Here is a 21,088-nt window from a genome sequence, read left to right on the forward strand (position 1 = left end):
GCAGCGCCGTCCGTCCCAGTAAGCAGGGCTCTGAGCTGCGGCGATACGGCATGGACGCTTGGGACGTGGCAAGACGGATTTTCGGCAGCGTCTCCGGCGGGCAACACGCCGGGGGACGCTTGCGTTGCCGTCTTGCCGCTGGCTGGCGTCTTGCCGGTGTGCTGCCTGACCTGCGAGATCACGGCAGGGACGGCAAGTACGGCAACCAGGGAGGTGGGGGTCAGCCTTCGCCGCGCGCAGGGTCGGCGTCGAGAGGGTGGACGGTAGGGCAGTACCGCCGCCAAGCGTCGAGGAACTTGTTGCGCATGTAGCCCTTGCGCTGCGTCCGGTCGGCCATGCGCACATTGCCGGGCCGGATGTCGAAGTCGCGCAGCATCCTGCTGAGTTCCCGGGAGGTCAGGCCGTCGCGCCCTCGCTCCCCCCACGGGGCTTCGGGGTCTCGGTTCAGGTGGTGGAGAAGTTCCTCGGTGGACAGGCTCTCCACCTCACGCTGCGCGAAGAACACCCTGCGGATGTCGGCGAGGATGCGCGCACCACTGGGGTGATCCTCTTCCGCCGCCACTTCGGCGGCGACCATCCGCGCACAGGCGATCCGCGCCAGCCGGGGCCAGCGGCCGCCTGCCAGATCGGCGACGATCACCAGGGGCTCCCAGGTGTCGGCAGCGCGGTCTTCGACCGGCATGTCCGGCTCCAGGTTCGCGGCTTCCTCCAGCAGCGGCCTGGCCAGCGCGTGGATGCGGTCTCGCAGCTCGTGCAGGGCCGGGATGTCCCGGCGGGAGCGGAAGGGTTTGACCTTCTCGCCCTCGGCCCGGCGTCGCATGCGGATGACCACCGACCGGTCCATGACCGTGTCCGGCAGGTCCCCGATTCCCGCGATGGCCGCCATCGCGAAGGTGGCGAACTTGTGCGGGGTGTGGTCGTTGCCGACGACCCGGGTGACGTACCGCCCGCGCTGATGGCCGGCGTTGAGCAGGCCGCGCGTCTCCTCGTTCTTCTCCGCGACCTTGGGGCCGAAGATGGTGTCGGCCTCGTCCACCAGCAACGTCGGCGGCTCGTCCTCGTGGATCGAGCGGAAGATGGCCGCCGGTGTGGTGTTGATGGTGAGCATGGGCTCGTGGACCGTCTCGGTCAGCACATCCAGCAACCGCGACTTGCCGCAGCGCTTCGCCGGCCCCACCACTGCCAGCCGCGGGGCGTGCTGCCACGCGGGCTGGAGATGTGTCGCTGCCACCCACAGGGTGATCGCGTCCAGTGCCTCAGACGAGGGCGGGATCACGAATTGGGCTATCTGCGAGCGCAGCTCGTCCAGCAGCTTCGAGCCGGCCGTCGGCTCCGCGTCGGGGATGGCATCCAAGCCGATCGCCGGGTCCGCATCGTTGGCGCTGTCATCCCCCGTACCGTCGGTCGGGTCCGCCGTGGCATTGTCAGCCTGCTCGGAGCTCAGATGGGCGCCAGGCCGGCCGGGGATGGCTGTGGCGGGCCAGGCCGCTCGTGCGGGAGCGGAATAGGACTCGGGGTTCTCGGGTTGCACTGGGCGGCTCCTCGTCTGGCGGTTTCGGGTTTGCACACCCCTGCCGCCGGGTCGGTTCTCACGGGATTGCTGGGGAGTCTCGGGGCCTCCGGCGTTGCACCGCCGGAGGCTCCCCCTCTTCTCACGGGTCTCTCGGCACCGCGAGCGACCACGGACAGTACGTCCACGCCGTGCCACAGTCCAGCGTTTCTGTGTCAGCTCAGCGCAGAACCATCTGCTACGCGTCAGGCGCTTCACGCTGCCAGCCCCAGCAGGGCCAACAAGTCTGCGGTCACCACTCGGTAGGCGTTTCCGAGACGGAGCACCTTGCACGGGTACTGGCCGCGCTTGGCGAGCTCGTACCCCTTGCTCCGTCCCAGTCCCAGCGCTCGGTTGCCTGTCTCCAGGTCAACGGCTGCGGGGAGCTCAAGGAGCTCCTCGCGGCTCATCCCCTTCGCTCGGCCGGCCTCTTCGTTCTCGCGCATGCGTGCTCCATCCATGACTGAGCCCACGGCGAACGCGCCCATCGCGTCCGTCTCCAGGTCTTGGAATTAACGCTAAGCGAGCTACTGTGTCTAAATGACACAGCGCCGTAGCGATCCTGGATCCAAGAAGGTCGACGACGAGGACGACGTTCCGGAGTGGGTGGATCAGGTCATGGCCACCGTGGCCGCCGAAGTCCGCAGACGACGGAAGGAACTGGGTTGGAGCGCGCAGGACTTGGCCGACAAATGCGAGGAGATCGGCCACCCGATCCCGCGCAACGTCATCGCCAACATGGAGTCCGGACGCCGCTCCAACCTGCCCTTGGTCGACGTCATCGTCTTGGGCGAAGCGCTGAACACCCCGCCCATCTGCCTCATCTATCCCGTCGGCTACGTCGATGGTGTGCAGCGACTCCCGCTCCAGCACCCCACCACTTCGCTGGACGCGCTGCGCTGGTTCACCGGCGAGGAGACCGATCTCGGCACGGACGACGACATGCTCCGCTACTTCCGCGCCCACCACGCTGTCGAGGAGCGGCTACAAAAGGCGCGCCGCGACGAGGACTACGCGCGCTACCACGCCGAGACCGCCCCGAACGCCGACCGTAAAGCCGAGGCCCTCCGCTCTCAGGCCCGTGCCGCCGAGACGGCCGACGACGCTGCCAGCCACCTGCGCAGAATCCGCGCCTTCATCCAGGAAGAAGGCGTCACGCCCCCATCCCTGTGGCCCGACGTGGCCACCGCGATCGACTCATCCGGGAGCGATCCCGATACCACCGAGGAGAATGATCTTTGAAGGGCTCCACCTACCGCCGCTGTTCCTGCCGCGATCCGAAGACCGGCAAGGAACTCGGCACGTCCTGCCCCAAGCGCAACAGCAGGAACCACTGCACCTACTCCGTACGCCAGGAGCTCTCGCCCCGCGAGGACGGCAGCCGGCGCTCCTTCGCCCGCGGCGGGTACGGCAGCCTGAAGGCCGCCCAGGCCGACCTCGACCACGTGCGCGCCCTCCTCGGGCTGGCCGAGTCGGACGACCCCGAGGGCACCGAGCTCATCGCCGAGATGCTGGCCGAGGTCAGCCGCGAACGGTCGCCTCTGCCCGAAGTCGAGGAGACGAGGCGGCGCCTCAACTCCGGCCAGGACCTCATCGGCAGCCTGACCGTGGCCGAGTGGCTCGACCGGTGGCTGGCCGGCAAGCGCATACGCAAGTCCGGTCTCAACCGCTACGAGACCGACATCCGCGTGCACCTGAAGCCTCGCATCGGGAACCGCCGCCTGGACCGGCTCCGCGTGAGCCACCTCAGCGAGATGTTCACCGACATCCGCGACGCGAACGCCCAGATCCTGGAGGACAACGCTCAACGGCGCGCCGCACTCGACGAGCTGGCGACCATACCGTGGAAGGGCGGGGAGAGTCGCGCCCGCCGGAAGGCGATGAAGACCGCGATCGATGAGATGCCGCCCTTCCGCCGCATCACCGGCCCCGCCACGCGCCAGCACGTCAAGGCCACCCTCCGCGCGGCCCTGAACGACGCGATCGGGCAACAGATCATCACCTTCAACCCCGCCGCCCACGTCGAGATCGATCCCGTACGCAAGCCGAAGGCGCTCGTGTGGACGGACGAGCGGGTCGCCAAGTGGGAGCAGACGGGCGAGAAGCCGTCGCCGGTGATGGTCTGGACACCGCAGCAGACAGGCGCGTTCCTCGACTTCGTCGCCGAAGACCGGCTGTACGCGATGTGGCACCTGATCGCCTTCCGCGGCCTGCGCCGTGGCGAGGCGTGCGGGCAGCCGTGGTCGGAGACGAACCTCGACACGCACGCCCTGACCGTCTCGTCCCAACTCGTGCAGGACGGCTGGGAGGTCGAGGCGTCCGACCCCAAGACGGACAGCGGGTATCGCGTGGTCGCGCTCGACGACGACACCGTCGACGTCCTGAAGCGGCACCGTGAGCGGCAGGACGCGGACCGCAAGGAGTGGGGCACCGCCTGGGTCGAGACGGGGCACGTCTTCACCCAGGAGGACGGCTCCTGGCTCCACCCGGGCAAGGTGACCGATCTCTTCGAGCGCCTCGTCACCGCATCCGGACTTCCGCCGATCCGCCTGCACGACCTCCGCCACGGCGCCGCCACCCTGATGCTCGCCGCTGACATCGACATCAAGATCGTGTCGGACACCCTCGGTCACAGTGATACCCGGATCACGCGGGACATCTACCAGAGCGTCCTGCCCCAGGTCGGCAGGAGCGCCGCCGAGGCGACGGCGAAGCTGGTCCCCCTTCAGCGCAAGGCCGAGGCCGAGAGGGCGGCGCGCAAGGCCGCGAAGAAGGAGAAGGCCAAGAAGGCTGCGGCCAAGAACGCCGGCAAGGCCAAGGGCGGCAAGCCGAAGACCAAGGCGAACGCCCCGGCCAAGGGCGCCAAGAAGGCCAAGCGCGGCAAGCCCCAGAAGTAGGACCCCGAGCGGCTCCGCTCACGCATCGCTCACGCAGGCAAAGTCACGGCAACCTGACCGTGTGACCCGTCATGCCCCGGGCAACACAAAACCCCAGGTCACGGACTATGTGACCTGGGGTTTGATGGAGCCGCCTTCGGGATTCGAACCCGAGACCTACGCATTACGAGTGCGTTGCTCTGGCCATCTGAGCTAAGGCGGCGTGTGCTGGGCACCATGGTGCGATCAGCAACGTCGGTAAGTCTACACAGTTTCCGAGGGTGCTTCGTACCCGCCCCGGAGGCTGGGGCTCCGGGGCGGACGGGACGGTTGCCGGGGTGGCTACGAGCAGCGTTTGCCGTCTTCCGGCGCGGTGCCGCGCAGCAGGTAGGTGTTGATCGCGGAGTCGATGCAGGTGCTGCCGCGGCCGTAGGCGGTGTGGCCGTCGCCCTCGTAGGTGAGGAGGCGGCCGGAGGAGAGCTGGTCGGCCAGGGCCTCGGCCCAGCGGTACGGGGTGGCCGGGTCGCGGGTGGTGCCGACCACGACGATGGGGGTGGCGCCGGCGGCCTCGATGCGGTGCGGTTCGCCCGTGGCCTTCACCGGCCAGTACGCGCAGTTCAGGGAGGACCAGGCGAGGCCCTCGCCGAAGACCGGGGACGCCTTCTCGAAGTCGGGGAGCGCTTCTCGCACCTCGTCCGGGGAGGAGAAGGCCGCGGGGAGGTCCAGGCAGTTCACGGCGGCGTTGGCGAACATCAGGTTGCTGTAGCCGCCGTCGGCCTCGCGCTCGTAGTAGCTGTCGGACAGGACCAGCAGGCCGGCGCCGTCGTTCTCCTTCATCGCCGAGGTCAGTGACTCGCGCAGCTGCTGCCAGGCGCCCTCGTCGTACATCGCCGCGATCACGCCGGTGGTGGCCAGTGACTCGGTGAGCTTGCGGCCGTCCGCGTCGCCGGTGGGGATGGGCTTGGCGTCCAGGTCGTCGAAGAATGCCTTCAGGTTCTTGCCGACCTGGTCAGGGGTGGTGCCCCGGTCGCCGAGGGGGCAGTCGGGCTGCCGTACGCAGTCCTTCGCGAAGGACTGGAACGCCGTCTCGAAGCCCGCCGTCTGCTCCATGTTCAGCCTGCGTGCGGGCAGCGACGGGTCCATCGCGCCGTCCAGCACCAGGCGGCCCGCCCGGTCCGGGAACAGGCCGGCGTACGTCGCCCCGAGGAAGGTGCCGTACGACGCGCCCACATAGGTCAGCTTCTCGTCGCCCAGCACGGCCCGCAGGACGTCCATGTCACGGGCCGCCTCGACGGTCGACACGTGCCGCAGCAGTTTCGGCGCGTCCGCTCCGCAGCCCTCGGCGAACTTCTGGTAGGCGTCGACCAGCTCGTCCGCCTCCCCCTCGTCGTCCGGGGTGACGTCCGTCCGCGTGTACGCGTCCATCTCGCGGCCGTCGAGGCACTCGATGGGCTCGCTGCGGGCCACGCCCCGCGGGTCGACCGCCACCATGTCGTACTGGGCGCGGACCTCCTCGGGGTAGCCGATGCCCGCGTACTGCTGGAGGTAGCCGATCGCCGAACCGCCCGGCCCGCCCGGGTTCACCAGCAGCGAGCCGAGCCGCTTGCCCGGGCCGGTGGCCTTCTTGCGGGCCACGGCGAGCCGGACGTCTCCCCCGGTCGGCTTCGCGTAGTCGAGCGGGGCCTTCATGGTGGCGCACTGGAAGCCGGGGACACCGCAGTCGCGCCAGCTCAGCTTCTGCTCGTAGTACGGCGCCAGCGCGGAGGGCGTGGCCTGCGGCAGCGCGGCCAGCGTCGCCTTCGCCGCCTCCGTCGATCCGGCCGCCTCGGCCGCCGCCGAACCGGCGGACGTCGACGCGCCCCCGGCCGAGCAGGCGGTGGCGAGCAACGCGGCGGCGAGAAGCGTGGCTCCGGTACGGGTCCTGCCGATGCGGGTCCTGCGGTGAGTGCGCCTTGTGTGCATTCAGCGAGCGTAACTCTCCGCGACGACATCGATGCTGAGCGTGCTCGACGTGCCTCGTACGAGTTACGTCGTCAACCGAGGTCCCCGGGTCAGCCCGCTCTGAGTGCCATCGCCATCGCCTCGACCGCGAGAAGCGGCGGCACATTGCGGTCGAGGGCCTCCCCACAGGCGGCGACCGCCTCGATGCGGCGCAGCGTGGACTCCGGTGAGCTGCCGCGGGCGAGACGATCCAGGGCTTCCTCGGCGTCGGCGTTGGCGATCGCCACACGGGAGCCGAGCTGGAGGGCGAGGACGTCGCGGTAGAAGGCGGTGAGGTCGGTCAGGGCGAGGTCGAGGCTGTTGCGTTGTGTACGCGTTCTGCGGCGCTTCTGGTTCTCCTCCAGGTCCTTCATCACGCTCGCCGTGCCGCGCGGCAGCCGGCCGCCCTGTGCCGCGCCCAGGGCGGCCTTCAGCTCCTCGGTCTCCTTGGTGTCCGTCTCCTCGGCGAGCTGCTTGGCGTCCTCCGCCGCGGCGTCGACCAGTTCCTGGGCCGCCTTGAGGGCACCGCCGATGTCCTCGACCCGTAGCGGCAGCTTCAGCACGGCGGCCCGGCGGCTCCGGGCGGCCGGGTCCGTGGCCAGGCGGCGGGCGCGGTCGATGTGGCCCTGGGTGGCGCGGGCCGCCGCGGCGGCGACGTCCGGCTCGACGCCCTCGCGCCGTACGAGCATGTCGGCGACGGCGTCGACCGTCGGGGTGCGCAGGTTCAGGTGGCGGCAGCGGGAGCGGATCGTGGGCAGGACGTCCTCGACGGACGGGGCGCACAGCAGCCAAACCGTACGCGGAGCGGGTTCCTCCACGGCCTTCAGGACGGCGTTGGCGGATTTCTCGTTCAGCCGCTCGGCCTCCTCGACGAGGATGATCTGCCAGCGGCCGTTCGCGGGCGAGGTGAATGACTTGCGGACGGTGTCCCGCATGTCCGTGACGCGGATCTCCGCTCCCATGGCGACCACCGTGCTGACGTCCGCGTGGGTGCCGACGAGCGCAGTGTGGCATCCGTCGCAGAAGCCGCAGCCGGGGACACCGCCGAGTGCGCGGTCGGGGCTCACGCACTGCAACGCGGCGGCGAAGGCCCGCGCCGTCTGCGCCACCCCCGCGCCGGGCGGGCCGGTGAACAGCCAGGCGTGCGTCATGCTCGACGTCTCGGGGAGCGGGCCGTCGGCCGCGGCGGCGGTGACGAAGGCGTCGGCGTCCCGGGCAGCGGCGGCGAGCGGTTCGCTCACCTTCTCCTGCCCGACGAGGTCGTCCCACACGGTCATGGGTCACGCCGCCCTTCCGTCACGTTCCGTCATCTCCGCCGCGCTGCTCCGCACTCCGCGCCGCGTCCCTCCATTGTGCGGGGCGGTACTGACAACGGGGGCCGGGGACTCCCGGAGGGGCGGCGGGCGGTCGGGAGCTGGCGGCGGGCGTAGGACGCCCGGGCCCCCGCGGGCCCGAAGACCCGGGGGCCCGGAGGCCCGGGGGCCCGGAGGCCCGGAGGCCCGGAGGCCCGGAGGCCCGGAGACCCGGAGACCCGGAGACCCGGGGCCCGAGGTCCCGCCGGTCAGCGTCGGCCCCGTCCCTTCCCCCGACCGCCCTCGTCGCCGTCACGGCCGCCGCTTCGCCTACCGTCACCCCGGCCGCCGTCACCCCGGCCGCCTCCGTCGCGGTCGCCGTCACGCGGGCCGAGCAGTTCGTCCGCCAGCGTCGGCAGGTCGTCCAGCGGTGTCTCCTCGGCCCAGTCCGAGCGGCGCCTGCGGGGCGGTGCCTGGTCGGGGTCGATCTGGGGCAGCTCGCGCGTGCGGTCCCGGGATTCCTCGGACCGGTCGGAGCGAGCGGCCGGACCCTCCTCCCGGAAGTAGCCCGGCGGGACCCGGTCGGCGGGGTCGTCCCCGCGTACGGGGGGCAGCACCGCCGTCTCATCGGCGGCACCCGGCGTCACGGGCGGCAGCACCGCCGTCTCGTCGGCGGCCCGCGGGTCCACCGCCGGCAGCACCGCCGTCTCGTCCGCCGCGCCCGCCGGGCCGGGCGGCACCGGCGGCATGGGCAGTTCGGTCGTCACCTCGGACTCGGACTCGGGTGCGGACGCCTCGGACGCCCCGGGCGCCCGGCCGTCGTCGCCGCGCCCACCCCGGGTGTCGTCCTCGGCGCCACCCCGGTCGTCCCGCGAGACGGCAGCGTCCCCAGCATCGGCCGAGTCCCGCACCGGCCGCAGTACCGCCGTGTCCTCCACCGGACCGCCGGAGGCGTTCGTCGGGGTCACGACCGGCGTCGGCACGGTCACCGCGTCCGACGGGGCCGGAGCGGCCGGCTTCGGCCGGGGCGCGTCCGCCGCGGGCGGCGCCGTCGGCCTCGGACCCGCCGCGGCCGCTGCCGCCGCCTGCTCCGCCGCCCGGCGTGCCTCCTCGGCCCGCATCAGGGCCTCCTCGGCCTTGCGCTGCTTCTCCAGGCGCCGGGCCTCGGCCTCGGCCCGCAGCCGCTCCTCCTCCTCGGCCTGCTTGCGCCGCCGCTCCTCCTCGGCCCGGCGCCGCGCCTCCTCCTCGGCCCGTGCCTTCTCCTCCGCGAGGAGCCGTGCCCGCTCCTCCTCGGCCTTCCGGCGCGCTTCCTCGGCCCGCTGCCGGGCCTCCTCGGCCTGCCGCTCGGCCTCGCGCCGCTGCGCCTCCTCCAGCTCGCGGCGCTTGCGCTCCTCCTCCTCGGCGCGCAGCCGCTCCAGCTGTTCGAGGCGTTCGCGCTCCAGGCGCTCCTCCTCGGCCTTGCGCGCGGCCTCTTCCTCGGCCTTGCGGCGCGCTTCCTCCTCGGCCTTGCGGCGTGCCTCCTCCCGGGCCTTGATCTCGGCCTCGGACAGCGGCAGCACCTGGTCGAGCCGGTGGCGTACGACGGTGGTGACGGCCTCGGGCTCCTGGCCCGCGTCCACGACGAGGTAGCGACCGGGGTCGGCCGCGGCCAGGGTCAGGAAACCGGAGCGCACCCGCGCGTGGAACTCGGCGGGCTCCGACTCCAGCCGGTCCGGCGCCTCGGTGAACCGCTCACGCGCGGCCTCCGGCGCGACGTCCAGGAGGACGGTCAGGTGCGGAACGAGCCCGTTGGTCGCCCAGCGGTTGATGCGGGCGATCTCGGTCGGTGACAGGTCGCGGCCGGCGCCCTGGTAGGCCACCGAGGAGTCGATGTACCGGTCGGAGATGACCACGGCACCGCGCTCCAGGGCGGGCCGGACCACGGTGTCGACGTGCTCCGCGCGGTCGGCGGCGTACAGCAGCGCCTCCGCTCGGTGCGACAGACCGGCGCTGGAGACGTCCAGCAGGATGGACCGCAGGCGCTTGCCCACCGGGGTCGCCCCCGGCTCGCGCGTGAGCACGACCTCGTGCCCCTTGCTCCTGATCCACTCGGCGAGCGCCTCGGCCTGGGTGGACTTCCCCGCGCCGTCGCCACCCTCCAGGGCGATGAAGAAGCCGCTGGTCGCGGGCGCAGGCACCGGGTCGTCGCCGCCGAGCAGCGCGTCCCGCAGGTCGTGCCGCAGCGGCACGCCGGAACGGTCGTCGACCTTGGCCAGCACCAGCGCGGCCACCGGCAGCAGCAGCGCGCCGACCAGCATAAGGACGAACGCGGCGCCGCCGTGCGCGAAGACGAACTTGCCGTTCTCCAGGCGGTGCGGTCCGATCGCCGCCGCGACCACGGGCGCGACGACCGCACCGAGCGCCACGTAGACCCGGACGACCGCGTGCAGGTGCTCGGTCGTGCGCGTCCGGCGGTGGTCCTCGGTCTCCTGGTCGAGCAGCGTGTGCCCGGTGTTGGCCGCGACGCCCGCGCCGACGCCGGCCAGCGCGAGGAGCAGCAGCACGGTGGTGTCGTCCGGAACGAGGCCGGCGGCCAGCAGGGCGACGCCGGCGAAGGCGATCGCCAGGGCCAGCAGCCGCCGACGGGACAGGGAGGGCAGCAGGGCGGGGGCCGTGCGGATGCCGACGACGACGCCGCCGGTCAGCGCGCCCACCATCAGTCCGTACAGCACGGGGCCGCCGCCGAGGTCCTTGGCGTGCAGCACCGCCACGGCGACCGCTGCGGCCACCACCGCGGCGACCGCCGCGCAGGCGAGCACCAGCAGCGGGAGGGCGCCGGTGCGGCCCTTGTCGACGCCCGATTCGCTCTTCGGACGGCGCATGCCCTCCAGCGGCGACCGCGCGCGCGGGGTGCGGACGCCGGGCAGCTCCAGGAAGGTCACCACAGACAGGGAGGCGGCGAACAGCCCGGCCGCGACATACGAACCGAGCGCCGCCTGGTGCTCGGCGAACCAGTCGACACCGGCGCCCAGCAGGTTGTTGAACAGCCCCGCGACGACCAGCACGGCACCGGCCAGCGGAACCGCCACGAAGCCCGTGCGCAGCGACAGGCGGCGCAGCGCGTCCATGTGGTCGGGCAGCGGTCGTACCGTCGCGCCCTCCGGGGGCGGGGCGGGCAGCAGGGCGGGCGCCGCGCTCTCCCGGCACACCGTCCAGAAGCGCTCGGCGACGCCGGTGACGAAGACGGTCACCAGGAGGACGGCGAGCGCGTCGTCCGGCGTCCAGTCGATCCACAGGGGCGCGACGATCAGCAGCGCGGCCCGCAGCCCGTCGGCGCCGACCATGGTCCAGCGGCGGTCGAGCGGACCGTCGTGCGAGGTGAGTGAGGTGAGGGGCCCCAGCAGTACGGCACCGAAGAGCAGCGTCGCCAGGATGCGTACGCCGAAAACGGTCGCCACTGCGAACGCCACGCCCCGGTAGCCGCCGCCGAACGAGCCCGCGCCGATGGCGGCCTGGACGGCGAGGAGGACCAGCACCAGGAGGGCGAGGATGTCGCCGACACCCCCCACGAGCTGTGCGCTCCACAACCGCCTCAGCTGCGGGCGGCGCAGCAGGGCGCGGACGGCGCGCTCGCGGGAGTCCGCGACCAGGGCGTCGTCCGGGGCGGGGTGAGGGGCCGTTGGCTGCTCGGCTCGCGTCATGCGTTCAGCCTATCGGTCGGCACCGACAGTCCGGCGTGCCCGGCCGAACGTACGCACGCCCCGACACCGAAATGATGCCGGGGCGTTCGTTTCGCGAAGAGCGCGGAACACTGCGGGAGAGTCCGCGAAGCGTCGAGGAGAGGAGGTCAGTCCTCCGAAGTCTTCGACGCGGTCGCCTTCTTGGTGGCCGTCTTCGTGGTGGCGGTCTTCTTGGCGGCGGTCTTCGTGGCGGCGGTCTTGGCCGTGGTCTTCTTCGCGGCCGTCGTCTTGGCCGCCGCCGTCTTCTTGGCCGCGGTCTTCTTCGCCGTCGCCTTCTTGGCCGGGGCCTTCTTCGCGGCGGACTTCTTCGCCGTCTTCTTGGCGGGCCCCTTGGCGCGCTTCTCGGCGAGCAGCTCGTAGCCGCGCTCCGGCGTGATCTCCTCGACGCTGTCGCCGGAGCGCAGGGTCGCGTTGGTCTCGCCGTCGGTGACGTACGCGCCGAAGCGGCCGTCCTTGACCACGACCGGCTTCTCGCTGACCGGGTCGGTGCCCAGCTCCTTCAGCGGCGGCTTGGCCGCGGCCCGGCCACGCTGCTTGGGCTGGGCGTAGATCGCCAGCGCCTCCTCCAGCGTGATCGTGAAGAGCTGCTCCTCGGAGGTGAGGGACCGCGAGTCCGTGCCCTTCTTCAGGTACGGGCCGTAGCGGCCGTTCTGCGCGGTGATCTCCACGCCCTCGGCGTCGGCGCCGACGACACGCGGCAGCGACATGAGCTTGAGGGCGTCGTCCAGGGTGACCGTGTCCAGCGCCATCGACTTGAACAGCGAGGCCGTACGCGGCTTCACGGCGTTCTTGCCGGTCTTCGGGGTGCCCTCGGGGAGCACCTCGGTGACGTAGGGGCCGTAGCGGCCGTCCTTGGCGACGATGGCGTGGCCGGTGGCCGGGTCGGTGCCCAGCTCGAAGTCGCCGCTCGGCTTGGCGAGCAGTTCCTCCGCCAGCTCGACGGACAGCTCGTCCGGTGCCAGGTCCTCGGGCACGTCGGCGCGCTGGTGGTTCTCGGAGTCCTTCTCGCCGCGCTCGATGTACGGGCCGTAGCGCCCGACGCGCAGCACGATGTCGTTGCCGACGGGGAAGGACGACACCTCGCGCGCGTCGATCGCGCCGAGGTCGGTCACCAGCTCCTTGAGGCCGCCGAGGTGGTCCCCGTCGCCGTTGCCGGCGTCGGCCGCGCCGCCGCTTCCCGCGCCCTCGCCGAAGTAGAAGCGCCGCAGCCACGGCACCGCCTGGGCCTCGCCGCGGGCGATGGCGTCGAGGTCGTCCTCCATCTTGGCGGTGAAGTCGTAGTCGACGAGCCGCCCGAAGTGCTTCTCCAGGAGGTTGACCACGGCGAAGGAGAGGAAGGACGGGACGAGGGCCGTGCCCTTCTTGAAGACGTAGCCGCGGTCCAGGATCGTGCCGATGATCGACGCGTACGTCGACGGGCGGCCGATCTCGCGCTCTTCCAGCTCCTTGACCAGCGACGCCTCGGTGTAGCGGGCCGGGGGCTTGGTGGCGTGGCCGTCGACCGTGATCTCCTCGGCCGTCAGCGCGTCGCCCTGGGCGACCTGCGGCAGTCGGCGCTCGCGGTCGTCCAGCTCGGCGTTCGGGTCGTCGGCGCCCTCGACGTAGGCCTTCAGGAAGCCGTGGAAGGTGATCGTCTTGCCGGAGGCGCTGAACTCGACGTCCCGGCCGTCGGAGGCCGCGCCGCCGATCTTCACGGTGACGCTGTTGCCGGTCGCGTCCTTCATCTGGGAAGCGACGGTCCGCTTCCAGATCAGCTCGTAGAGCTTGAACTGGTCGCCGGTCAGACCGGTCTCGGCGGGCGTGCGGAAACGGTCGCCCGAGGGGCGGATCGCCTCGTGCGCCTCCTGCGCGTTCTTGACCTTGCCGGCGTACGTCCGCGGCTGGGCGGGCAGGTAGTCGGCGCCGTACAGCTGCGTGACCTGGGCGCGGGCGGCGGTGACCGCCGTGTCGCTCAGCGTCGTCGAGTCCGTACGCATGTAGGTGATGTAGCCGTTCTCGTACAGCTTCTGCGCGACCTGCATCGTCGACTTGGCGCCGAAGCCGAGCTTCCTCGAAGCTTCCTGCTGCAGCGTCGTCGTACGGAACGGGGCGTACGGCGAGCGGCGGTACGGCTTGGACTCGACGGAGCGGACGGCGAAGCGCGTGTTCTCCAGCGCGGCGGCGAGCGCGCGGGCGTTCGCCTCGTCGAGGTGGAGGGTGTTCGCGCTCTTGATCTGTCCCAGGGAGTCGAAGTCGCGGCCCTGGGCGACGCGCCGTCCGTCGACGGTCTGGAGGCGGGCGACCAGCGACGACGGGTCGGAGGCGTCTCCCGCGCGGCCGGTCGCGAAGGTGCCGGTGAGGTCCCAGTACTCGGCGGAGCGGAACGCGATGCGCTCGCGTTCCCGCTCGACGACGAGGCGGGTGGCGACGGACTGGACGCGGCCCGCCGACAGCTTCGGCATGACCTTCTTCCACAGGACCGGCGAGACCTCGTAGCCGTAGAGGCGGTCGAGGATGCGGCGGGTCTCCTGGGCGTCGACGAGCTTCTGGTTGAGCTCGCGCGGGTTGGCGACGGCGGCGCGGATCGCGTCCTTGGTGATCTCGTGGAACACCATGCGCTTGACGGGGATCTTCGGCTTGAGGACTTCCTGGAGGTGCCAGGCGATGGCCTCGCCCTCGCGGTCCTCATCGGTGGCGAGGAAGAGTTCGTCGGAGTCCTTCAGCAGGTCCTTGAGCTTCTTGACCTGGGCCTTCTTGTCGGCGTTGACCACATAGATCGGCTGGAAGTCGTGTTCGACGTCCACACCGAGGCGGCGGACCTCGCCGGTGTACTTCTCGGGCACCTCCGCGGCGCCGCTGGGAAGGTCGCGGATGTGCCCGACGCTCGCCTCGACGACGTAGCCAGGGCCGAGATAGCCCTTGATCGTCTTCGCCTTGGCAGGCGACTCGACGATGACGAGTCGGCGGCCGCCGTTCGCGGTCTCGCTGGTCGGGGACAACTTCGCTCTTCTCTCCGGTCGACGCTGGGGCGTCCCCAGGCAGTGCTCCCGGGGTCGGGTCGTGCTGCGCTTCGGTCGTGACGCTGCGGAGTGTGACGGTACCTCCCGCCCCCGTGTCAAACGGGAAAAGCCCGCAACGGCCACTCGAACGGTAACCCGACGAACCCTGTTCCTGCCGCCCGGAGTGTTTACCGGCCCTGATGCGTGTATCCGGAGCGCGATCCCCCGATTACTCGGGCGGGGGCGCGGCCGGGGGCCGGAACCGGCCTCTCACACGTGCGTCAGGCACCATGCCCCGAGGACCAGCGCGACCACGGCGGCGACGCTCGCGACGGTCGCCGATGCGACGGGGCTCACACCGTGCGCGACGGGCCGGCCGTGCCGGACCCGCGTCGCGGTCCACACCAGCAGACCGGCCCCGAACAGGGCGAACACCATTCCCGCGAAGATCGCCGGCCCGCTCTCCATGGTCCCCGTCCCCCTTTTTCCAACCCGCGAGTGTCCAGCCTCCGGGAGGCTGTCACGCACGGGCGGCGGGCAGGCGAACCCCAGGTGAACGGGGAGCCGACGGACTCGGTGTGCCCCGGCCCGTGGCTCGTTTCTCCCGTACGGCACCCTCCGCCGACGCGTCCCTACGCCGGTTCGAGGAACCCCTGCTCCACCAGCAGCCGGATCTGGGCGGGCGTGCGGTCGCGCAGCGCCACCGGGTCCTCGCCCACCAGCTGGGCGATGGCGTCCAGGATGCGGCCCGCGCTCATGGTGCCGTCGCAGACGCCCGCGAAACCGGCGCCGACCGTGTCGACCCGGGTGGCCCGGCGCATGCCGCGGTTCTGGCGCAGGACGACGTGCTCCGGGTCCTCGGCGCCGGGCAGCCCGACCTGCTCCTGGACGACCTCGCCGGCCAGTGTGAAATGCGCCTCGAGCAGGGCGGCGTCGTCGTGGGCGCGCAGGTAGTCGACGCGGTCGAAGTGCGCGCGCACCGTCTCGCCGAGCGGCTGCTCGATCGGGTGCGGCCACTCCTCGGTGGTGATCGAGGGCTCGGCGGACCCGGTCCGGCGCAGGGTGATCCAGCCGAAGCCGACGGCCCTGACCTTGCGCGTCTCGAACTCGTCCAGCCACGCGTCGTACCGCGCCTGGTACTCGGCCGCGTCGGCGCGGTGGTCGCCCGCGTCCCTGAGCCACAGCTCGGCGTACTGCGTGACGTCCTGCACCTCGCGCTGCACGATCCAGGCGTCGCAGCCGCGCGGCACCCAGGAGCGCAGCCGGTCCGTCCAGTCCTCCCCCTCCACGTGCTGCCAGTTGGCGAGGAAGTGCGCGAACCCGCCCTCGTTCAGGCGCTCCCCCGTCTGCTGAACGAGCGAGCGGCACAGATCGTCCCCACCCATCCCGCCGTCACGGTAGGTGAGGCGGGCGCCGGGCGAGATCACGAACGGCGGGTTGGAGACGATCAGGTCGTACGTCTCGTCGTCCTCGATCGGCTCGTAGAGCGAGCCCTCGCGCAGTTCGGCGGCCGGGGCCCCGGACAGGGCGAGCGTGAGCGCGGTGATGTGCAGCGCGCGCGGGTTGAGGTCGGTCGCCGTCACGCGCGTCGCGTGCCGGGCGGCGTGCAGTGCCTGGATGCCGGAGCCGGTGCCGAGGTCGAGGGCGGCGGAGACGGGCGTACGGACGGTGAGGCCGGCCAGCGTCATGGAGGCGCCGCCGACGCCGAGGACGACGCCCTCGGCGCGGTTGCCGATGCCACCGGCGCCACCGACCGCGCAGCCCAGGTCGGAGACGATGAACCAGTCCTCGCCGCCGGGCCCGCCGTACGGCCGTACGTCCACGGTGGCCGCCACCTCGTCGTCGCCCGCGCGGACGAGCCACCCGCTCTCCAGGCAGGCGTCGACGGGCAGGACGTCGGCCACGCGCGCGTGGGGCACCGGTTGCTGGAGCAGGAACAGCCGTACGAGCAGTTCGAGCGGCGTGTCGCCGCGGGTGGCCCGGAGCGCGGGCACGGTCTCGCTGCGCGACAGCGCCGCGTAGGCGGGGGCGCCGAGCAGCTCCAGCAGTCCGTCGGCGGTGAAGGAGGCCCCGAGCAGGGCGTCCCGCAACCGGGCGGTGACGTCGGGGCGGTCGGCGGAGGGCAGGGGGGACAGGCTGGCGTTACTCACACCCCCATTGTGGCCCCGTGTCCCCCGCCCCGCCCCCGTGCGGCAGAGGTCAGCCGGCCGCGGCCGACGGCGTCACCGAGGCCGACTTGCAGCTCTCCTGCTTGGCCATCGCCTGGCCGACGTCGCCCTCCTCAAGGGTCTTCAGCGCGTCGTTGCCGCTCTTGCTGAGCTTGTTCAGCTCGGTGGCGATGTCCTTGAGGCCGTCGGCGAACTTCGCCTGGTCCTTGGTGTCGAGGTCCTCCACCTGCTTGCGCAGAGAGGCGTACGACGAGGAGAGGCCGTTCAGCTCGGTGACCGCGTCCTTCTGCTTCTTCTCGCCCTCGTCGACGTCCGGAGCCCCGGCCTTCTGGACGGCGCTGCCCATGGCCTTGTAGGCGTCGGACATGTCCTGGAACGCCTTCGCGTCGGTCTTCTGGACCTCCGCCGGCGTGCTGTTGTCCGAGGTCTCCTTCTGGATCGCCGCGTTGGCCGCCTCGATCTTCCTGGCCTGCGGCTGCACGGCGTCGCAGACCTCCTTGGCCCAGGAGTCCAGCTTGTCGTTGTCGTCGCTGCTGCTGCATCCCGTCAGCGCCAGTACCAGTACCGCACCGCCGGACAGTGCGGCCGCGAGCTTCTTGTTCACCGGATTGGTCCCTTCCATGGCTCTCGGCCCCGGAACATACACGCCGGATGGGGGACACTCGCAGGACGAACATCCATTAAGACCGTATTGCAGCCATTTGCACCAAGAGAGAGAAGGCTCACGGTGAGGGGCGCACGCACGCACGACGCGGGCGGACGACGCGTCAACACGCGCCGTCCGCCCACTCCTTGACCTGCGCCTGTGGCAAGGCTCCCGGCTGAGACCTACGAAACCACCGCCGGATCGGCCGACTTGGGCTCCGGGTCGGTGTCGTCCTCGTCACCCATGGCGATTCCGCGTCGCTTGGACACGTAGACCGCCACGGCGATGACGACGAACGCGAGGACGGCGATCGCGACCCGTACGCCGATGCTCTTGTCGGCGCCGTAGGAGAACTTGATGACGGCCGGCGCGATGAGCAGCGCCACCAGGTTCATGACCTTCAGCAGGGGGTTGATCGCCGGGCCCGCGGTGTCCTTGAACGGGTCGCCGACGGTGTCGCCGATGACGGTGGCGGCGTGGGCCTCGCTGCCCTTGCCGCCGTGGTGGCCGTCCTCGACGAGTTTCTTGGCGTTGTCCCAGGAACCACCGGAGTTGGCGAGGAACACGGCCATCAGCGTGCCCGCGCCGATCGCGCCGGCCAGGAACGCTCCGAGCGCTCCCACACCGAGCGTGAACCCGATGAAGATGGGCGCCATGACGGCGAGCAGCCCGGGCGTGGCGAGTTCCCGCAGGGCGTCCCTGGTGCAGATGTCGACGACCTTGCCGTACTCCGGTTTCTCGGTGTAGTCCATGATTCCGGGACGCTCCCGGAACTGCCGTCGCACCTCGTAGACCACCGCGCCCGCCGACCGCGACACCGCGTTGATCGCCAGCCCCGAGAAGAGGAAGACGACCGCCGCGCCCGCGATGAGCCCGACCAGGTTGTTGGGCTGCGAGATGTCCATCATCAGACTCATCGGCGCTCCCTCGCCGCTGAGTTTCTCGCCCACGTCCGCCGCGCCGGTGGTGATGGCGTCGCGGTACGACCCGAACAGGGCCGCCGCCGCCAGGACGGCGGTGGCGATGGCGATGCCCTTGGTGATGGCCTTGGTGGTGTTGCCGACCGCGTCCAGGTCGGTGAGCACCTGGGCACCGGCGCCCTCGACGTCGCCGGACATCTCGGCGATGCCCTGCGCGTTGTCGGAGACCGGCCCGAAGGTGTCCATGGCCACGATCACACCGACCGTGGTGAGCAGGCCGGTGCCGGCCAGTGCCACCGCGAACAGCGCCAGCATGATCGACGTACCGCCGAGCAGGAAGGCCCCGTAGACGCCGAGGCCGATCAACAGGGCGGTGTAGACGGCGGATTCGAGACCGAGCGAAATACCGGCGAGGACGACGGTGGCGGGGCCCGTGAGCGAGCTCTTGCCGATGTCCTTGACGGGGCGCCGCGTGGTCTCGGTGAAGTAGCCGGTCAGCTGCTGGATCAGGGCGGCGAGCACGATGCCGATCGCCACCGCGACGAGCGCGAGGATCCGCGGGTCGCCGTCCCGCCCGGCGATCGCCGCGTCGGTGACGCCGTCCAGCTCCGAGTACTTCCCGGGCAGGTAGACGAAGACGGCCACCGCCACCAGCACCAGCGAGATCACCGCGGAGATGAAGAAGCCCCGGTTGATCGCGCTCATGCCGCTGCGGTCGGACCGCCGGGGCGCCACCGCGAAGATGCCGATCATGGCCGTGATCACGCCGATCGCCGGCACCAGCAGCGGGAACGCCAGTCCCGCGTCGCCGAAGGCCACCTTGCCGAGGATCAGCGCGGCCACCAGGGTCACGGCGTACGACTCGAAGAGGTCGGCCGCCATGCCCGCGCAGTCGCCGACGTTGTCGCCCACGTTGTCGGCGATGGTCGCGGCATTGCGCGGATCGTCCTCCGGAATGCCCTTCTCGACCTTGCCGACCAGGTCGGCGCCGACATCGGCGGCCTTGGTGAAGATGCCGCCGCCGACTCGCATGAACATCGCGATCAGCGCGGCACCGAGGCCGAAGCCCTCCAGCACCTTCGGCGCGTCGGCCGCGTACACCAGCACCACGCAGCAGGCGCCCAGCAGGCCGAGCCCCACCGTGAACATGCCGACCACGCCGCCCGTGCGAAATGCGATCTTCGTAGCTTTGTGCGAGACGAGGGTGAGATCCTTTTCCGGTTCGCCGGGGGCCGGTGTCGCTTCCCGCGCCGCCGCGGCGACGCGCACGTTGCTGCGTACGGCGAGCCACATGCCGATATAGCCGGTGGCCGCCGAGAACGCCGCGCCGATCAGGAAGAAGATCGAACGTCCGGCCCGTTGATTCCAGTCGTCCGCGGGCAGCAGCATGAGCAGAAAGAACACGACGACGGCGAATACGCCGAGCGTGCGAAGCTGCCTGGCCAGATAGGCGTTCGCGCCTTCCTGGACGGCCGCCGCGATCTTCTTCATGCTGTCGGTTCCCTCGCCCGCCGCGAGCACCTGGCGCACCAGGACACCCGCGAGCACCAGCGCGGCCAGCGCGACGACCGCGATGACCGCGACCAGGGCGCGGTTCGAGTCGGTCAGCACGGCGGCTGCGATGGTCGAGGTATCGCCCAACTGATGAGGGGTGGAAAGCTCCGCCATTCGTCCTCCTTGACGCTTGGGCTGAGCTCAAGATGTGGACGGGATTGTAGGTACCGGAACCTGATCAAAACAGTGCACGACAAAAGGAATTGGCCTGTCAACCACAAGGGGCCCAGAAGTAGTAATGCCCTTCCGGCATTAACGTCGTGATCCTTTTCCCGCGCGATTGATCGCGCGAATGATCGCACGACGGATCGTGAATGAATTCACTTAACGCCCGCTCGGCACCACTGTATGCGTGGACCTCGGCTTCCGCACATGACAAAGGGCCCTACGAGGTAGGGCCCTTCGGGTGAAACGGGTGAGGCGGGTGACTTCGGGTGACGGAAGTGGGTGTCAGAGCGGCGGCAGCGCCGCCGGCGCGGTCGGCCAGGTCATGCGGATCAGTCCGCCGTCCTCGCCGGCCGTGACCTCCACGTCGTCGACGAGTCCGCTGATGACCGCGAGACCCATCTCGTCCTCCTCGGCCTCCAGCGCGTCGGCGGCGGTGCCCGGGTTTCCGGCCCCGGGTACCGCGTGCGGCGCCTCGTCGCCGACCTCGATGGAGAACTGCTTCTCCTCCTCGATCAGCGACACCTTGACCGGCGCCGTGATGCCGACGTGCTGATGCAGACCCACAGCCCGGGTGCAGGCCTCGCCGACGGCGAGCCTGACCTCGTCGAGGACGGCCTCGTCCACTCCGGCCCTGCGTGCCACCGCCGCCGCCACCAGACGGGCGGTGCGGACATGCTCGGGCAGCGCGCTGAAGCGGAGTTCAACGGTGGCCATGCATCCCCCTCGGAACTACGGGCGTGCTTTCGAGGGTCCGGGCCGCCGACAGCCCGGACCCCCCTTGTTCTCTCGCGTCCCGGACCCAGGGGCCCGGGACCGGTCGTCAGTCGGTGGCCGCCACCGCTTCCTCGACCGAGGTGTGAATGGGGAACACCTTGGTGAGGCCGGTGATACGGAAGATCTTGAGAATGCGCTCCTGGTTGCAGACCAGGCGCAGCGAGCCCTCATGGGCACGCACCCGCTTCAGTCCGCCGACCAGCACGCCGAGCCCGGTGGAGTCGAGGAAGTCCACGCCCTCCATGTCGACGACGAGGTGGAAACTCCCGTCGTTCACGAGCTCGACCAGCTGCTCTCGCAGCTTGGGCGCGGTGTATACGTCAATTTCGCCACCGACCTCGACGACCGTACGATCGCCGACGGTACGGGTCGACAGGGACAGGTCCACGGATCCTCCAGCACCTTGCTATCGAGCGGGTCGCCCTTCGGGACACCTCGGCTTGAAGCCCCCAGGACGGTTCGCC

At 71.0% G+C, this 21,088-nt stretch carries 14 protein-coding genes and 1 tRNA gene; 2 read left to right on the top strand and 13 right to left on the bottom strand.

Annotated elements, in window-relative coordinates; all coding sequences use genetic code 11:
* Window positions 1–220: 220 nt before the first annotated feature.
* The gene (locus RI578_RS18080) at window positions 221–1,531 is read right to left on the bottom strand and encodes a DUF3631 domain-containing protein (RefSeq protein ID WP_310872033.1); all 1,311 of its coding nucleotides are present in this window, start codon (window positions 1,529–1,531) and stop codon (window positions 221–223) included.
* 233 nt (window positions 1,532–1,764) lie between these two features.
* Entirely contained in the window at window positions 1,765–1,995 is a 231-nt protein-coding gene (locus tag RI578_RS18085) for a hypothetical protein (RefSeq protein ID WP_030404206.1), read from the bottom strand.
* 94 nt (window positions 1,996–2,089) lie between these two features.
* Here RI578_RS18085 and RI578_RS18090 point away from each other — a divergent pair, with 94 nt between their 5' ends.
* Both RI578_RS18090 and RI578_RS18095 read left to right on the top strand, forming a co-directional pair.
* Window positions 2,090–2,791: a helix-turn-helix transcriptional regulator gene (locus tag RI578_RS18090; RefSeq protein ID WP_310872034.1), complete on the top strand. Its 702-nt coding sequence runs from the start codon at window positions 2,090–2,092 to the stop codon at window positions 2,789–2,791.
* A complete protein-coding gene (locus tag RI578_RS18095) occupies window positions 2,788–4,446 on the top strand; it encodes a tyrosine-type recombinase/integrase (RefSeq protein ID WP_310872035.1) in 1,659 nt (552 codons plus the stop codon). The genes RI578_RS18090 and RI578_RS18095 overlap by 4 nt, the downstream gene beginning before the upstream one ends.
* A 125-nt stretch (window positions 4,447–4,571) precedes the next feature.
* On the opposite strand, the gene RI578_RS18100 is transcribed toward RI578_RS18095, so the two are convergent.
* The 11 genes from RI578_RS18100 to bldG all read right to left on the bottom strand — a co-directional run bounded on the left by RI578_RS18100 (window position 4,572) and on the right by bldG (window position 21,012).
* Window positions 4,572–4,648: transfer RNA gene (locus RI578_RS18100), tRNA-Thr, on the bottom strand.
* A gap of 119 nt (window positions 4,649–4,767) precedes the next feature.
* Window positions 4,768–6,387 (bottom strand): alpha/beta hydrolase, encoded by a 1,620-nt coding sequence (locus RI578_RS18105; RefSeq protein WP_310872036.1) that lies wholly within the window; start codon window positions 6,385–6,387, stop codon window positions 4,768–4,770.
* Between the two features lie 89 nt (window positions 6,388–6,476).
* Window positions 6,477–7,682 (bottom strand): DNA polymerase III subunit delta', encoded by a 1,206-nt coding sequence (locus RI578_RS18110; protein ID WP_310872037.1) that lies wholly within the window; start codon window positions 7,680–7,682, stop codon window positions 6,477–6,479.
* 284 nt (window positions 7,683–7,966) lie between these two features.
* Window positions 7,967–11,377: a dTMP kinase gene (tmk, locus tag RI578_RS18115; RefSeq protein ID WP_310872038.1), complete on the bottom strand. Its 3,411-nt coding sequence runs from the start codon at window positions 11,375–11,377 to the stop codon at window positions 7,967–7,969.
* A 146-nt stretch (window positions 11,378–11,523) separates the two neighbouring features.
* A complete protein-coding gene (gene topA / locus RI578_RS18120; protein WP_310872039.1) occupies window positions 11,524–14,394 on the bottom strand; it encodes a type I DNA topoisomerase in 2,871 nt (956 codons plus the stop codon).
* Between the two features lie 270 nt (window positions 14,395–14,664).
* Window positions 14,665–14,862, bottom strand: a complete 198-nt coding sequence (locus tag RI578_RS18125) for a hypothetical protein (protein ID WP_310872040.1) — start codon at window positions 14,860–14,862, stop codon at window positions 14,665–14,667.
* Between the two features lie 164 nt (window positions 14,863–15,026).
* Window positions 15,027–16,544, bottom strand: coding sequence for a class I SAM-dependent methyltransferase (locus tag RI578_RS18130; protein ID WP_310872041.1), 1,518 nt, complete (start codon window positions 16,542–16,544; stop codon window positions 15,027–15,029).
* Between the two features lie 49 nt (window positions 16,545–16,593).
* Complete coding sequence (locus RI578_RS18135) at window positions 16,594–17,184, bottom strand: small secreted protein (RefSeq protein WP_121748318.1); 591 nt, start codon at window positions 17,182–17,184, stop codon at window positions 16,594–16,596.
* A 206-nt stretch (window positions 17,185–17,390) separates the two neighbouring features.
* On the bottom strand, window positions 17,391–19,796 hold the full coding sequence (locus RI578_RS18140; protein ID WP_310872042.1) for a sodium-translocating pyrophosphatase: 2,406 nt from the start codon (window positions 19,794–19,796) through the stop codon (window positions 17,391–17,393).
* A gap of 336 nt (window positions 19,797–20,132) precedes the next feature.
* Window positions 20,133–20,564, bottom strand: a complete 432-nt coding sequence (locus RI578_RS18145; protein WP_310872043.1) for an ATP-binding protein — start codon at window positions 20,562–20,564, stop codon at window positions 20,133–20,135.
* Window positions 20,565–20,670: 106 nt separating this feature from the next.
* Window positions 20,671–21,012 (bottom strand): anti-sigma factor antagonist BldG, encoded by a 342-nt coding sequence (bldG, locus tag RI578_RS18150; protein WP_003975386.1) that lies wholly within the window; start codon window positions 21,010–21,012, stop codon window positions 20,671–20,673.
* Window positions 21,013–21,088 lie beyond the last annotated feature (76 nt).

The organism is Streptomyces sp. BB1-1-1, from assembly GCF_031597775.1.
Taxonomy (GTDB): domain Bacteria; phylum Actinomycetota; class Actinomycetes; order Streptomycetales; family Streptomycetaceae; genus Streptomyces; species Streptomyces thinghirensis.